Source organism: Chitinophaga jiangningensis (genome assembly GCF_900142605.1).
GTDB classification, from domain to species: Bacteria; Bacteroidota; Bacteroidia; order Chitinophagales; family Chitinophagaceae; genus Chitinophaga; species Chitinophaga jiangningensis.
Map to the genome: position 1 here is coordinate 25218 of NZ_FRBL01000006.1, position 15777 is coordinate 40994.

The 15777-nt window shown below is 45.0% G+C and carries 11 protein-coding genes; 4 read left to right on the forward strand and 7 right to left on the reverse strand.

Annotated features, from left to right (window positions below):
* Window positions 1-80 precede the first annotated feature (80 nt).
* Both BUB18_RS15630 and BUB18_RS15635 read right to left on the reverse strand, forming a co-directional pair.
* The gene (locus tag BUB18_RS15630; protein WP_073082845.1) at window positions 81-872 is read right to left on the reverse strand and encodes a hypothetical protein; all 792 of its coding nucleotides are present in this window, start codon (window positions 870-872) and stop codon (window positions 81-83) included.
* 161 nt (window positions 873-1033) lie between these two features.
* On the reverse strand, window positions 1034-1327 hold the full coding sequence (locus BUB18_RS15635) for a hypothetical protein (RefSeq protein ID WP_073082847.1): 294 nt from the start codon (window positions 1325-1327) through the stop codon (window positions 1034-1036).
* A gap of 336 nt (window positions 1328-1663) precedes the next feature.
* Between BUB18_RS15635 and BUB18_RS15640 the strand changes: the two genes are divergently transcribed.
* The gene (locus tag BUB18_RS15640) at window positions 1664-2035 is read left to right on the forward strand and encodes a hypothetical protein (protein ID WP_218588049.1); all 372 of its coding nucleotides are present in this window, start codon (window positions 1664-1666) and stop codon (window positions 2033-2035) included.
* A gap of 89 nt (window positions 2036-2124) precedes the next feature.
* The gene (locus tag BUB18_RS15645; RefSeq protein WP_073082849.1) at window positions 2125-2676 is read left to right on the forward strand and encodes a transcriptional regulator; all 552 of its coding nucleotides are present in this window, start codon (window positions 2125-2127) and stop codon (window positions 2674-2676) included.
* A 613-nt stretch (window positions 2677-3289) separates the two neighbouring features.
* Here BUB18_RS15645 and bla read toward each other — a convergent pair.
* From bla to BUB18_RS15675, 5 genes are all read right to left on the reverse strand, one after another.
* On the reverse strand, window positions 3290-4156 hold the full coding sequence (gene bla / locus BUB18_RS15655) for a subclass B3 metallo-beta-lactamase (RefSeq protein WP_218588050.1): 867 nt from the start codon (window positions 4154-4156) through the stop codon (window positions 3290-3292).
* 120 nt (window positions 4157-4276) lie between these two features.
* The gene (locus BUB18_RS15660) at window positions 4277-6820 is read right to left on the reverse strand and encodes a TonB-dependent receptor (RefSeq protein ID WP_073083808.1); all 2544 of its coding nucleotides are present in this window, start codon (window positions 6818-6820) and stop codon (window positions 4277-4279) included.
* Between the two features lie 394 nt (window positions 6821-7214).
* Window positions 7215-8741: a DUF5689 domain-containing protein gene (locus BUB18_RS15665; RefSeq protein WP_073082854.1), complete on the reverse strand. Its 1527-nt coding sequence runs from the start codon at window positions 8739-8741 to the stop codon at window positions 7215-7217.
* A gap of 37 nt (window positions 8742-8778) precedes the next feature.
* On the reverse strand, window positions 8779-10305 hold the full coding sequence (locus BUB18_RS15670; protein ID WP_073082856.1) for a SusD/RagB family nutrient-binding outer membrane lipoprotein: 1527 nt from the start codon (window positions 10303-10305) through the stop codon (window positions 8779-8781).
* 11 nt (window positions 10306-10316) lie between these two features.
* Complete coding sequence (locus BUB18_RS15675; RefSeq protein WP_073082858.1) at window positions 10317-13490, reverse strand: SusC/RagA family TonB-linked outer membrane protein; 3174 nt, start codon at window positions 13488-13490, stop codon at window positions 10317-10319.
* 551 nt (window positions 13491-14041) lie between these two features.
* On the opposite strand from BUB18_RS15675, the gene BUB18_RS15680 reads away from it, so the two are divergent.
* Together BUB18_RS15680 and BUB18_RS15685 are read left to right on the forward strand one after the other, a co-directional pair.
* Window positions 14042-14560 carry a response regulator gene (locus BUB18_RS15680; RefSeq protein WP_073082860.1) on the forward strand — a complete coding sequence of 173 codons (519 nt, stop codon included), beginning with the start codon at window positions 14042-14044 and terminating at the stop codon, window positions 14558-14560.
* Window positions 14561-14577: 17 nt separating this feature from the next.
* Window positions 14578-15768 (forward strand): hybrid sensor histidine kinase/response regulator, encoded by a 1191-nt coding sequence (locus BUB18_RS15685; protein WP_073082862.1) that lies wholly within the window; start codon window positions 14578-14580, stop codon window positions 15766-15768.
* Window positions 15769-15777: the final 9 nt, after the last annotated feature.

The window sequence follows — 15777 nt, forward strand, 5'->3', positions numbered from 1 at the left end:
CCACGGTAATGTGAGTCATCCTTGGTCTAAATGTAGCTAAGAATTCGACAGGCTGGTGGGTAAATGCCTAATTAATACTTTCAAATTGGTCGTAAGGTTGCAAAGTTGTATCCTTGACCACCTAACTGGTAAATAACCTTGTATTGCCCTCTAATATAAATCGTGCCCCTATTCCATTGTACCATACCTTTATTTAAATCGCTAATTTCCAGCGTTACTGTAACAAATCCTGGAGGTAATTCGTAATAGATGTGCTCATCGTCCCAATCTTTTTGTTTCAGGTTCTTCCAATATATCTTAGATTGAGGAGAGTGCAACGCGCAAAATTTCAATTTCTTCACATCGGAATCAACATAGTGCCCTCCTTCGGTATAAATTTTGTGCGTTGTTTCCATCAGTTGAATGTATGTTGGTTCTTCATATAAGTATTCATCACTAATCCGCGAGCTATCAAACTTCTGAGCTCCTATAGCCATATCAATAAAGATTGTCCGTCCATTATTTTTATCCAAAAAAAACTCAAAATCGTTATTGGCGAAATCTCCATTATACTCAGGTAATTCGCTTTTATTAATACTTACAGTTTCGGCCGAAATGACATCCCCAATCACTGTACCATGATTATCGGACGATTTGGAACCTGTAGTAGGGCTTGTGGTAGTTGGGGTATCCTTAGCTTGTTTGTAAAAATACAGGACAATGCATAGAACGGACAACGTGAATATTCCAGCTATGATTAACCTCAATATGTTGTATCCTTGCTTCTTGGTCATGGTAGGGAAAAGCTCACGTTTGATAATAGACCTAAATAATAAAAACGCCAGGGTTATAGCCAAGCCTGCAATTCCAGTGTATTTAAGAATAGATTCCATGTATTAGTGTTTTAGAGTAAACTCGATCTGCCGTCACAATAGTTTGATCATTAATTATTATAAATGCTAACAAATAGGGCATAACGCAATACTTCACTACGTAATCAGGTGTTTTATCCAGTTTGTCTGGCTTCACAAGGTCTGTGATTCATAAATGGATGTTATTTCATAGTAGAAAGATCATTGGCTATTGCCTGCTCGTCATAGATCGTGAGTTCGCCATTACGGATCATTTTGTAGTACTTCCGACCAAGGTCCAGAGCCAGGGATTTATCTGTCCCCTTAAGGGAATTTTTATAGGCCTCCTCTAGTTTTGCAAGGTATGCGTCATATACTTCTTTCTTTTTTCGCCACTCCTTCTTGCGCTTACTCTCACGAATTATCCAATATACAACTAGTGCGATTGCAATTAGGAATATGGATATTGGGGTCCAAATAGTAGTCTCGTTATTCATTTATATTTGTTTTGTTCTATTTTGTTTAACACTTTCTCATGCCTTGTTATGTGTTTCAAACCTCAATGGGATTGTGTGATGTTAGCCTTCGCTATTATAATTAGAGTATATTTTTCTACCTTATTTGCAGCTGGTCAAAGCATTTGGTTTTGGGATTTTATTATAATTCTTTCATACCTGCGATCGTTTTCTGGAAAACGAATGTTAAATGTATGCGTAAATTAGGGAATCTGAAAGCAATTCGCAACAGTGGATATTACTTGATTCGGCCGGATTCTGTGCGTAAAACTAATGTACAAATAATTAGAAATAGTGCAAAAATCGAATTGTAGGAGTATGGATTGGATTAACGCGTGGGCAATGAAAAGTTCTGTTTATTTCCGAACTTTTTTGTATTTTTGTAGCGGGGTAATTTACCAAATACCGGTTTTCCACTCCAGCCATAACCATATCAAAATGAGAATCCTTGGTAAAAAGTTACTTTTAAAATTACAAGTAAAAAATAAAGGAAATAGGAAGCTCTGGGATGCAATTGATAAATTATTGGAGGATTTGGAACAATTTAATCCAAGGAGTTCTAAATTAACAGAGGTAAGAAAGGATGCGGATTGTGTCCATAGTGATGGTTTCTATTTTTTAAATATTCATGTTCATCGAACATTTATACTGGTTGATTTTGATGAAGAGGGACAGGCTACTATAATCTGAGCGGGAACACATGACGAATATGAAAGAACTTTTAAGAACAATAAGGCGACAATTGAGAAATGGCTTAGAAATAAGGAATATATAAACTAATGAAAACACATTTTGATATCGAAAAATTTATTGCGGCAGGCTCAATTAATAATGAGCTAGACTATGAGCGCGCCATGATCGCCGATCGTAAATTACGTCTGTTGGCGAAAGAAAATTCCCATTTCAAAGACCTGAGAAATAAACTCCGCGATTTGATTGAAGAATATGAAAACAGAGTTTGGAAAGATGCAAAGGCTATTTCCTGGGCACAGATGCAGGAGAGTGAGAAAGCGGAAAAAATCGCGGAAAGTGAAAGGGTTTTTATTCAAAAAAGAAAAAATATTATTCAAAGAAAACTAAAAGAATTTAGCCTGACACAAGCTGAATTTGGATTATTGCTTGGGCATAAAAGCAAAACTCATATGTCAGAGTTAATAAACGGAATTAAGCCTTTCACACTTCAAGACCTTATTGTAATAAGTATTCTATTTGATATAGATGTAAATCTTTTAGTGCCAAGATTTCTTTCAGATGAAAAAAGAACTAAGATTAAAACTACAATAAGTTTACTCGATAAGGAAAAGCTGAAAGCGAATGAATTAATATTTTAATTCATGCTTTATGAGGCGATGGCAAGATGTTACAAATTGCATTTTTAATTTGACCAATTTCAAATTTACACGCCAGGTGAAATAGTCCCATTAACGCTGATGCCCTGGCACTGCAATGTGACTTTTATGTTTTACAAATTTAGAAAGCAGTTTGAAACTAGTCCACAGTATAAATGCACTGATAACTTTCCTGGTTATTTTTTCGAAACTAGTTTTAATATCAGATAAGCAACAGCGAATCCCGCTGTTGTACCTAATAAGAACAGAAAGAAAGAGATGAGGGATGTGCCATTATCAGTTGTATGATATACACTCATCCCGAGTGCAGCGATGAGCGCTGTCATGGCTAATAGATGAAATATTGGTTTAATTTTATTCATTATGCGTTATGAAGGAAACTTGATTTCCATCAATTCCGACAATTATCTCAGGAGTGCAATTTACATTTACTACCTGCTTAAAATCATTTTACTTTGCATAATAACACATGCATAACAAGTTCTACTAAACCTTGTAATTTCATTCTGATAATTATTAAATACACTCCTGGTACAGATATAATCTAAAGTCCTGCTAATAAGCCATTAGCAAGACTTTAGATCAAAAGCGTTATTTATTTTACCTTCTCCTCCCATTCCTTCCTTATCTTCTCAATCCTTTTATCATACCCCTCTCTATTCATAAACAACTCCGGCTTATACCCATCTTTCTCTCCGCGTAACCGCTGCAGATCAAACTGACTGGCATGTGCGGCCACCCAGATATCGAACTGCACTTTAGGCATAGTATCCAGTGTGTATTTATAGTCGGCGGCTATCTGCGGGTATTTGGTCACCTCAGAAAACTGTTTGCTTACAATAATCGTGGGGATGTTGGCCAGCAGTACTTTGTAGGTTTTGCTGCCATCTTTCACATCCATTATAAAGCTGCAGGAGCCTTTTGTATGGCCTGGGTGGTGCAGCATAACGAGCCTGGCATCTCCCAAACTAATAACATCCCGGTCATGCAGTTCCCTGGAAATTTTGATGGGCTTAAACGTACTGAATTCACCACCCAGCTCATAGTCGGTTTTACCGCCGGTTTTAACTACGGCGGCGTCCGCGGCGTCTACCATGAACTGAGCGCCTGTCATCTGCTGGATGGCGGCCATGGCGCCTACGTGGTCATAGTGCACCTGGTTGGTAAGCAGGATTTTGATGTCAGAAAATTTAAATCCGAGCGACTCTACATTCTTCTTAATCACATCAGCAGAAGAAGCGAGGCCGGTATTCACCAGTATATGCCCGGAAGGCGTGGTGATCAGGTAGCTGGCCAGGTCGTAGGTGCCTACATAATACAGGTTTCCAACAATACAGAATGGCTGGTAGGTCTTTGTCCAGTCAGGGTTTATGTGGGTGGGTTCCACTACTTTTTGCGCATGTGCATATAAGCTCATGCTGGTGCACAGCAATGCCGGCACTAATTTCTTCATAAAATGCATACGTGAACTTTCGGGTTGAGAGGTAAACGATTATAATGCAAATTAACGATTATCCACATCCCGAAAATAAAAAAGGAGCAGCGGTAAATTTCCGCTGCTCCCTGGCAAAAGAAGACAATTTTATAAAGAGTAACGAATGGTTATGCCATAGGTCCTTGGATCGCCCAGTACGGCTGCATACTGGCCGGCATTGCCGGCTCCTGGCAGCAGCTGTTCGTAGTATTTTTCATCCAGGAGGTTGCGGGCCCATACAAATACAGTAAGACCACTGGTCGCACGGAAGCCCAAGCGTGCATTGAGCAGACTATAATATCCCACCTGCAGGTACTTGGAAGGCGATGGGTTGGAAGAGAAACGGGAACGATAAAAGCCTTCCAGTGCCAGGAAATAGTTGCCCTTCAGGCTGATCAAACTTCCCTTGGTGGTTAGCTCTCCTCCCAATGAACCTGCCCACTTGGAAATGCCTGGCAAATCGCCGCCGGAGATGTCCTTAAAGGTAGGACCACCGGTTTCTTCCAAGGGAGGGGGTGCATTGGTAAACTTCACATATTTACCTTCTGTATAGGCCAGGCCACCATAGAGGGAAAGAAACTCTCTCACCCGCAGGTTCGCATCCAGTTCCAGACCACGCACCCGCACTTTCTCGGCATTGGCCAGGTAACCGCGGTTCACAGAAAGGTCCGCTGCCTGTACCTGTGTTTGATAATCGGAGATGTCCGTATTATACACGGTAAGGTTTACAGTGGAATTGTTGGTAGGTGAGGTTTTCAGACCTACTTCGTAGTGGCGTACCGACTCCGGCTTCACCACGGCCAGCTCTGTCATGATCTTGCCGGAAACCGTTGGTAAACCGCCCAGGTTAAGACCCACCGGCTTAAAGCCAGTGGAGTAGGTAACAAAAGCATTGATGCGATCATTGGCTTTATAGGAAATAGTTAACTGTCCGGAGAAGTTAGTGTCGTCGATCTTTGATTCGAACGACTGATTGGTATATATCCCGTTTTTAAGTGCCTGCAGTTGCGGGTCCTCTGTTTGCAGGCCGCCATATACTTCTCTTTTAAAGTTCACTTCCTTATTGTCGTAGTTGAAACGCAAACCGGGAAGTATACTCAGGTGCTCCGTAATTTTCCAGTCGAGCTGACCAAAAATGGCGCCACTAAAGGTTTTCAGGTTAGGGTATGATCTGATACCAAAACCCTCAAATAATCCAGGAGTTTTCCACAATGTGCTGGTAGAGCTTTGTGAAAAGCGCCAGGTATCTTTTCCGGATTCCTCCACGTGCGCACCATCAGGCCCTAACTTCTGGCCAAAGGCAAATACACCGAATACGGCGGATACATTAGGGAGTAAAGTACCGGCCCAGCGTACTTCCTGCGACCACTGCTTATGTTTGGAAGGCGCCTGTGATTTTGCCAGTGCCTGCAAACCGGTAAAGTCGCGGTCGTTGGACGGGTCCCAGTTCCAGTAACGATAGGCGGTGGTGGAGGTGAGCTTACCGTTGCCCAGCGCAATGTCTACGTTGATGGAAGCACCACCGAAGTCCTGGTTGGAACGCCAGGGTGTATCGTGGTCAATCACGCGATCGAAGGGATTGGTGCTGGCTACTTTATAATTTAAGTCAGCAGTAATTGCGCTGTACTGGCGGTAACCGGCGCGCAGCGTAGGGGCTGCGCCAGCAAATACCTGGGCATAACCATCCGGGCGCTGACGCGTAGCATCTGCCGCAAAGAGGACTTCTACTTTTTCAGAAGGTTTATATAACAGTTGGAGGCGCCCCCCCAGGTTATTAAGGTCATTTACTTTTTTATCTGTTTTTACGTTGTAGAGCAGTCCATCACGCTGGGTACCTACAAAGGATACACGCGCAGCCAGATTTTTGCTGAGCGGGCCGGTGATACTGGTTTTGGCCTGGATGTAACCATAGTTGCCATAACTCAGCTCAAAGGTAGCGCCGGGGTCGAAGGCCGGTTTTTTGGTGGTGATATTAAAAGCACCTGCGGTTGTGTTTTTACCGAATAATGTACCCTGAGGGCCGCGCAGTACCTCAATCTGTTCTACATCGAGGAAGTCAATAGTGGTAGCGGCCGTGCGCGCATAGTACACCCCATCTACATAAAAACCTACGCCCGGATCAATACCATCGTTGGTAAGGCCAAATGTAGTACCAAGGCCGCGGATACTCAATCCTGTGTTCCTTGGATTGGATGAATATAGTTGTACGGAAGGGATCAGTTCCTTCAGGCGGTTTACGTTAAATGCGCCTGCATCTTCGGCCAGTGTACCGCTCAATACAGTGATGGGAATAGGTACATTCTGTAAGGTTTCTTTTCTTCTTCTGGCGGTGATCACCACTTCGGAGAGCAGGTCATTTTTTGCCAGGGTGAGGTCCAGCTCACCGCCGGCATGCTTCGCTACCGGCACTTCCAGCTGTTTATGACCAATGAAGCTGACCAACAGCGTTTGAGGTCTGTCTTTTTTTGTCTGGATGCTGAAATGGCCCAGCGAGTCGGAGATAGCATAGGTAGCCGTACCGCGCACTACAATGGTGGCGCCGGGCAGGGGCTCCCCGTCGCTGTTTTTAATTCGTCCTTTCAGCACCTGTTGTGCCGTGGCGAGGTGCGCCAATAGCAGCACAGGGATGAATAGCTGTAAAAACTTAGTCATGGATTTCTGATTATAGGTTATGCGTTGATCTTGATTGCTATCGTTGTTCAGGGTCACGGATGCTTACACACAGAATTATTAACCGGGATAAAAGTACAATCTAAAAATTATATATCCTATAGAATTAGTAGAGTAATTAAAATGTATAATGGGTAAATATTTGAAGTTCAGGTTTAAAATAGGAAAAATAATTTTAATATTTTTTTAGGGAGATGCAAGTGCTGCTGATTTCGTGGGTACATGACTGTTGTATACCAGCAGTGGCAAATGCGCACAAAGGAGATGCTACAGCAGGTAATTTCGTATATATGTAGCTGTTATAATGCTATTGATGCAACCAAAAAAAAATCCCGGCAACCTGCGCTGCCGGGATCTGTCATGGAACTTATTGCAATTACTTCAGCTTGGTCGCAAGAGAATCCTGCAACTCAGCTGCTGTGGTAGTTTTAGTCATCGTAAAGTTGTTCTGACTACGGGCAGTGAGCCAGCGGCCCAGGTCCGTACTATACTCACCACCGAGTTTATAGAAATAACCCACATCAGCAGTATTGTATACTAAGGAAAGTGTATTCAACCCTTTCCTATAGTACTGCTGCGGCGTGCGGTAAATAGGATCGTTGATATCGTAGAAATCCGTATTGGCAATGGCATAACCATATTCCGGTGGTCCCGGATCATACAAACTACCTCCTGAACTTACAAACAGTACATCGATAGGTACCGATGTTGCCGTTACCTTGGTGCCCTGGAAGATGGCAATACCAAAAGCGTTACCACTGTTAGCCATTAAACCACCGGTTTTAGTGCCAAAGTCCTGGCCTGCTTTTGCAACATAATCATAGTTAGCCACCCACTGACTGGCAGGGATAGCCGTAGAACCGGAACCATTGATCAGCTGATACAATCCACCGGCATAGCAGTAATCACCTTTTTTAACCACACCTGAAGTCATGTTGATCTTATAGGTACGCATACCACCGGTAGCCCAGCCATTGGTAGGGAAACCGGTTGGCGTAGATGCGTTGGCGTTATTATTTACCACCATGCAATAGGGCGTTTTCGAGAAGTCGATATCTTCGGTTGCCACCATCTGGATATATTCATAGTTACCGTCACCGCCTTTCACATCGCTGGCGAAACCGGAGATTAACAGCGGTGTTTTTACCACCGTATTACTCAGTACGTCCATATCGCTTTCCATACGCATTTGCATACGCGGCGTTAAACTATCTTCCCCAACAGGAGTGTTGAACACAACACCATAGTAGTTGGCCAGCAATGGAACAGCGGCACCGGCAAAACCCGCAGTTTTTTCCGTATGCAGCGTTACGCGACCGAAACCATCGGTAACGGCCAGGTCACCACCAATAGTTGCATTTTCAGCTGGCATAGGAAAAAATCCTCCTTTGATCACTACCGTCAGCGTACTTTCGAAGTCAGCCGGATGAGCGAGTATCTGCGCAGTTGTACCACGGTTGATCGGAATAGGGCGACCGGATGCTACTTTAGTCACCTTGTCGTTGGTAACGCCCTTCAGTTGCAGCATACCATTTACTTTAGTCACCACTGCACCCTCTACATTAATATGGACAGAGTCCCCTGATATATACTTTGCTGCGTCATCTCCCAAAGGAATAGTAATACCTCTCATTTTACCAAGCCTGCGGCCATCTTCCACTACCAGTATCCCTGCCGGCATATTACCTGCCCTGTGATCTGATACCACCAAACCTGCTATTCTTACCGAACCGCCCATGTTTGCCTTGCTAAGGGTCAGGTCCTGGCCCTTGTACATTCCCCTGATATCGAAAATGCTGATAGATGGATTGATTTCACCACCAGGGTAGTTTTCGTCTTTATTACAACCCCAGGACATCGCCAGGGCAAGTAAAACGGAACTATATATGCTTAACTTCTTCATTAATTACATTTTTAGCACAAACAAAAATTTAAACGGGTTATGGCTTCTGCCACCATACCTGAGTAGAAATCTGATCAGGACCCTGCTTCGCCACAGCATCCCTGTAATTGGCCGTGTTGGTGGACTGCACAAAAACCGGGTAGGTCATACGGGCAGGCATTACACCGCCATTTTTCAAGCCCTGTCCTTTAGGCAGTACCGGATGCCCGGTACGGCGATATTCAAACCATTGCTGGAAATCGGTGAGGAACATGCCGTAGTATTTCTGTATGTGAATACGTTCCATTTTCTTGTCCAGGCTTTCTCCCTCTATCCAGCTCATGTCGGACGCAGCGAGGTAATTATTCACACTGTCTTCCGTAAATTTTGGAACCCACTGGTTAATGCCGTTGTACACACCGCTTCTGTAATAGGTGCTGGCAGGTGTTTTCAGCCAGCCTTTCACCGCTGCTTCTGCCAGGATGAAACATACTTCAGAATAGTTCAGGATCATGCCCGTCAAAGGTTCATTCATCAGACTGGGGCCGGTAGATGTAGCCGTCCAGGAGTTGAAATAGGTGAGTTTCACCACGCCCTGTCCTTGTGTATAGCCACTCTCCACGCCTTTAAACATTCCTCTGTAAGGGATAATACCCCATCTGTTATATCCACCGGAACCATAGGTAGGAATGTCGATACGGGGATCATTCCAGGCTGCCAGGTGATCAATGAAGAAGCTGCAGATCGCCGGTGTTCTGAAATCCTGTTCCCTGATATTGAGCAGTGGAGAGGTTAATGGTCCAACGCCGGTCCAGCGGAGAATGGCCGCATCTGCGTTGCTCGTCATGATCGGATAGTTAGCAGCGTTTACATCTACAATATCCTTGATTTTAGCAATCACCTGATCCGATACTTCTGACTTGCCGGAGATGCGCAGCAGCAGGCGCAGATACAGGGAGTTACCAAATTTCCTCCATTTACTTACGTCACCATTGTACACGGGATCACTGCCGGTAGCAATGGCCTCGTTAGCCTTCAGTAAGGTGTTGGCGGAATCCAGTTGCTTAAACAAATCCAGGTAAATATCTTTCTGCCTGTCGAATGCCGGGCGGAAGTTGGTACTGTCCTTACCTTCCATAGCGTGGAAATAAGGGATGTCACCGTAAGTATCTGTGAGCAGGGAATACAGCCAGGACTGGCAAATCAGGGAAATACCCTGGTACGACTTATTTGCAGTCAGCGGATCCGTTGCGGTTTTATACATCGCTTTAAAGTCGTTGATCTGCAGGTACCACTGGGTGTAGGTATAGTCCGACCAGGTACTGCGATAATCGTAACGGAACACTTTACCTTCTGCATCACTCATATCTACCGTTACCTGCATTAACTCATTGTTGAAATTGCGGTTCCTGGTGAGGTTGGCAGATACCGAGTTCACAAGGGCAGGAGCCAGCAGCTGTGCAGGCAGTGTGTTCTGTGAAGCATTCGGATCCGTATTAAGCTTTTCAAAATCTTTTGTACAGGAGGTAAGCATGGTAGTCATCGCCAACGCCGTAACACCTATAGCATATATTATCTTCTTCATATTGTTAGCTTTTAGAGACCAATAATTACGTTAAAACCAAAGGACCTGGTAGAAGGGAACTGGCCGATTTCAAAACCTCTTACGATGTCGGTGCCGCTCAGTGTACCAAATTCAGGATCGAAGATGGGCCATGGCGACCAGATGAACAGGTCGCGACCATAAACGCCAACGGTTAAACGCTGTAAGCCGATTCTCTTAGCAGTGGCTGGTTTCAGGGTATAATCGAGGCGGCACTCACGGAATTTGATGAAGTCGGTGCTGAATACGCTGCCTTCTGCATTATCCTGTCCGAAGTGGGAACGGTAGTATTCATCGATATCATAGGCTACCACATCGTTTTTGCGGAAGGTACCATCTTCATTTCTTACCACGCCATTACCAATGATACCACTGTAGCGGCCGGGGAGAGTATTAGTGGTTTTACCTTGTTCTGCCAGTTTGTAGTGGGTGAGGGAGTGGCCTACTGCACCAAACTGACCATCAAACAGTGCGCTGAGCATAAACTGTTTGTAGTTGAAAGTGTTAGTCCAGCCGGCTTTGAATTTAGGAATGGTATTGCCGAGATAGATGATGTTTTCTGTGAGCAGTGCCACGCCGGTCTGGCTGTCGTAGATGATCTGACCATCGGGGCTGCGTTGGTAACCGCGGCCATACAGGTCGCCCATGCTACCGCCTACGGTGGCCACAATCTGGCCGCCGCCTACTGGTCCGGTTTGCAGTACCAGTGAGCTGTCCGGCAGGGATTTAATCTGGTTTTTATTGCTGGAGAACACTACGTTGGAGCTCCATTTGAAACCATCTTTGGTTTGAACGGGGGTAGTGTTCAGCGCGATCTCAATACCCTTGTTTTGTACAACGCCAGCGTTGATGATAGCGTAATTATAACCGGAAGAAGGATCTACGAATGGTTGCAGGATCTGGTCTTTGGTATTTCCTCTGTACAGCGCGATATCAAAACCGATACGTTTATTGAAGAACTGCACATTGGCACCTACCTCATAGGTGGTGGTACGCAGTGGGCGCAGGTCCGGATTAGCCAGTACGTTAGGAACGTTGAGGCCACCACTGTAAAGGCTACCCGCAGATTCGTAGTAGTATTCGGTTCTATAGGGAGTAGTAGTACCACTACCTACGCTGGAAGCGGAGAGACGTACTTTCGCAAAGCTGATATAATCAGGCAGTTTGGCTACTTCTGACACGACGAAGCTCATGTTGGCAGAAGGGTAGAAGAAGCCTGCGTTGGTAGTACGTTTAGGCGTTGCCAGTACACTGTTCCAGTCCTGACGGCCGGTAATATCCAGGAACAGGAAGTCCTTATAGGAACCGGTCATCAGTCCGTAGAAGCTGTTGATACCGTATTCTTCTGTTCTTGGAATGGTAACGATAGGACCCGCAGCATTGGCCATGGAGTACACGTTTGGATACGTGAGGGAGTCAGCGCGGTTTTCGTCTTTATTATACTTATTTCTCAGCATGCTTCCACCGGCAGTAGCGGAGAAGGTGAAGTCCTTGCTGAATTTCTTCTGGTATTTCAGGAGGAAGTCGCTGCTGGCTTCCATGGAAAAGATATCCTGTGTACGGTAGCTGCCTCTCTGGTATTTGGCACCGGCGCCCCACGGGCGTTCCTGTGCACGCATTTCATAGGAGAGGTCCACCCCGGATCTTACCTGTACGCTCAGTTCTCTGGTGAGTTCGTAGTTAGCGGTGAAGCTACCTGTTACGTTATGTCTGTTGGTTTTGTTGATATACTCGTAAGCAACAGCATAAGGGTTGGAAGGGTAGGAGCTGAAGGGATATTTGATGGTTTTACCTTCGCTGCCGTTACCCCAGTAATTTTTCAGCCAGTTGATATCGGCACTTGGCTGCCAGAAGATGTACCAGTACATGATGGACTGGTTACCATAACCGGCACCGGGCAGGTTATCGCTCCATTTATTGTTGTAGTTCACTTTGGCAGATACCTGTAGTTTGTCGTTAATTTTTGAGTTAACGGACATGGCCAGGGAATTACGTTTATAGCCGGTGTTAGGAACGATCCAGGTATTATTAACGTTGGTGAAGGAGAAGCGTGCGGATGTTTTATCGGTGCCACCGTCGAGCGTTACGCTGTTGGTGAGGGTTCTTGCGGTTTCCCAGTAGTCATTGATGTTATTATATGCCTTCCAGGGTGTTTTAGTGCTGCCTACTTTTTGTGTAACCGGGTCGTATTGATAGAATTGCTGACCGTCGAATTTAGGACCATAAGCGGAGCTGGTGCCGCTGGTGCTGGCGCCGTCGGTGGTGGTGCCGTAGGAATAGTAGTCCGCGCCGTCCAGGCCTTGACCATATTCATATTGCAGGTCAGGGAAGCGGTTTACTTTTTCCATATTGGCGTTGGAGTTAAGGGTTACTCCCCAGCCTTTTTTCTTGCTGCTGCCGGATTTGGTGGTAATGATAATGGCACCGTTAGCACCGCGCTGGCCGTAGAGGGCTGCAGCGCCCGGGCCTTTGAGTACGTTGATGGATTCGATATCTTCCGGGTTGATATCATTCAGGCCGCTGCCGTAGTCGGCGGGCATGTTATCGTTGTTGGTACCGTAGGCGGACTCACCACCTACAGCTGTTCTTCTGGCGCTACCGTTGTTGATAACTACTCCGTCTACTACGATTAATGCTTCGTTGTTGTCGGTGAGGTTGTTTTCACCGCGGAGAATAATTTTGTTGGAACCTGCGGGGCCGCTGTTGGAGCGGATCAGGTTCAGGCCGGCTACTTTTCCGGAGAGGGCATCTGTCCAGTTACCGGAGAGAGCCTGGGTGAGTTGTTCACCTTTTACAACGGTGGTGGCGTAGCCGAGGGATTTTTCGTCACGTTTAATGTTCAATGCGGTTACTACTACGTTGTCCAGCTGTTTTACATCAGTGGAGAGTTCTACATTGATTACAGTTTGTCCATCTACTTTAATTTCTTTTGGCATCATGCCGATGGAGGAGAAAATGATGGTTTCTTTGCCGTCAGCCATGATGGTAAACATACCGTTGGCGTCGGTACGTGTACCTCTTGTTGTTCCTTTTACACGGATGTTTACACCAGGCAGCGCACTTTTGTCGGCCTTGTCCTTCACAGTCCCCGTAATTTTCTTTTGCTGGGCAAAAAGCACATTATCCGCCATCAGAAAGATGACGAAGAATAGGAGAAAATTCTTCATACAAAGGTTGATTAATGAAAGTAGTTACCGGCCGATAGATACTAACGTTGAAATGTTGTGTTATGATAATTTATGTGTGCAATGCGGGCGCCAAGGTAGATCGAAAGGCTGAAATATTACCTCATTGGTGTATTAAGGTTATGTAAACATTTCTTTAACATATTTGGACACCGGCAAAAGTCCACCCTTAGCCGGGAGTACATGAACGTATAAGTATTTTTAAGTTGTTGAGAAAAATCCACTATTTGTGGATTGTAATCAACTATTTCCATTTTTCCCTGAGTGAGCTTCACGTCATAATCCACCACTACTACGACGCACCTGCCACGGCAGAGATTTTGCTGGTACTCCCTGCGCCAGATCAGCATTTTATATGATGAACTGGTACAGTCCGTAACCAGACGATTATAGTCTGCCACTAAGAATTGAATACTGATATACAGTCCCTATAGTAACAACACAAACGCTACATGACTACGCTTGCCCGCTGAAATTCTCTGCCATATTGAGTTTTGGCGATAATTATTGTGAAAAATGATTATTTTAATTTTATGACAGTACCAGATAGAAAGACGCTGTTCTTGTTGATAGATGACGATGATGACGATGCTTACCTTTTTGAGGAAGTGTTACTGCAAATAAGCCCTCATGTTGCCTTTAAATGCGTGGCCAATGGCAAGGATGCGCTGGAACTGTTGCAGGCAGGTAATTCCGATCAGCCGCACATCATTTTCCTGGACCTGAACATGCCCCGCATGGATGGAAGGGAATGCCTGATGGAGCTGAAAAAAAATCAGCAACTGCAACATATCCCGGTGATTATCTATACCACCTCCTCTCACCCGAATGATATCCGGCAGACTTTACAAAACGGTGCCCTTTCATTTGTAACCAAGCCCACTAACGTAAAGGACCTGGAAAGTATACTCACCACCGTCGTTAATCACATAGATGGGAATTTGAGTGAAGCGCTCGTGGGATTAAAACTTTCCGCCAACATGCTGAATGTTGTCAATACCTCCAATGAAAACGGTCCTATTGGCCGTATTCAGCCTTTTACGCATTTATAAAGATAGCTAAGCCCACTATGATCTTAATAGTAGACGATAAACAGGAAAATCTTTACTCGTTAAAAACATTGCTGCAACTCCACCATTATGAGGTGGATACTGCCGACTCAGGAGAAGAAGCACTAAAAAAAATCCTTAAACGGGAATATGAACTGATCATCCTGGATGTACAAATGCCAGGGATGGATGGCTACGAAGTAGCAGAAACTATTTCCGGCTACAGCCGCTCGAAAGATACACCTATCATATTCCTGTCCGCCGTAAATATTGACAAGCGCTTTATCACCAAAGGCTACGCCTCCGGTGGGGTTGACTATATCGTAAAACCTTTTGATGCGGATATTCTCCTGCTCAAAGTTGGCACCTTTACCCGCCTTTATCGGCAAACCAAAGAACTGAATGATATCCGGGACAACCTCGAGATAAAAGTAAAAGAGCGTACCAAAGCCCTGCTGGATGTGAACAAAGCACTGGAAATCAGCAATGCGGAACTACAGCAATACGCGTACATCGCTTCGCACGATTTACAGGAGCCGCTCCGGAAAATTATTACTTTCAGCAAACTGGTGTCCGACCGCTATCTGGGCGAACAGCCGGAAGCGGGGAAGTACATTGAAAAGGTAATTCTGGCCTCAGAAAGGATGCGTAACCTGATCAATGACGTACTAAATTTCTCCCGGTTATCCGCCGTGCCTGTATATTCAAAAACGAATCTGCAACACATCGTCAGAGACACGCTGAGCGACCTGGAGATTTTTATTAAAGAAAAAGATGCCGTGCTGGAAATCAGCCACCTGCCTGAAATAGAAGTGATTCCGGACCAGATCAGGCAACTGTTTCAGAACCTGATCAGCAATTCTCTGAAGTTTTCAAAGAAAGAGGTAACACCAGTTATCCGCATCTGGTCAGAAGAGGTAGAAGCGGTATCACAGCAGCCCGGCGCTACGGAAAAAGTGAAATACTGCCGGATTTATGTGGCGGACAACGGGATTGGTATTAATGAGTCTTACAGAGATAAGATTTTCACCATGTTCCAGCGCCTCCATAGCAAATCGGAATACGAGGGAACGGGAATCGGACTGGCGATCGTGAAAAAAATTATTCAGAAGCACAACGGTCACATCACCGTAGAAAGTACGGAAGGCCAGGGTGCCACCTTTATCATGGTACTACCCTTACAACAACAAACCCTACAAACAGTCATATAAACAACGAAC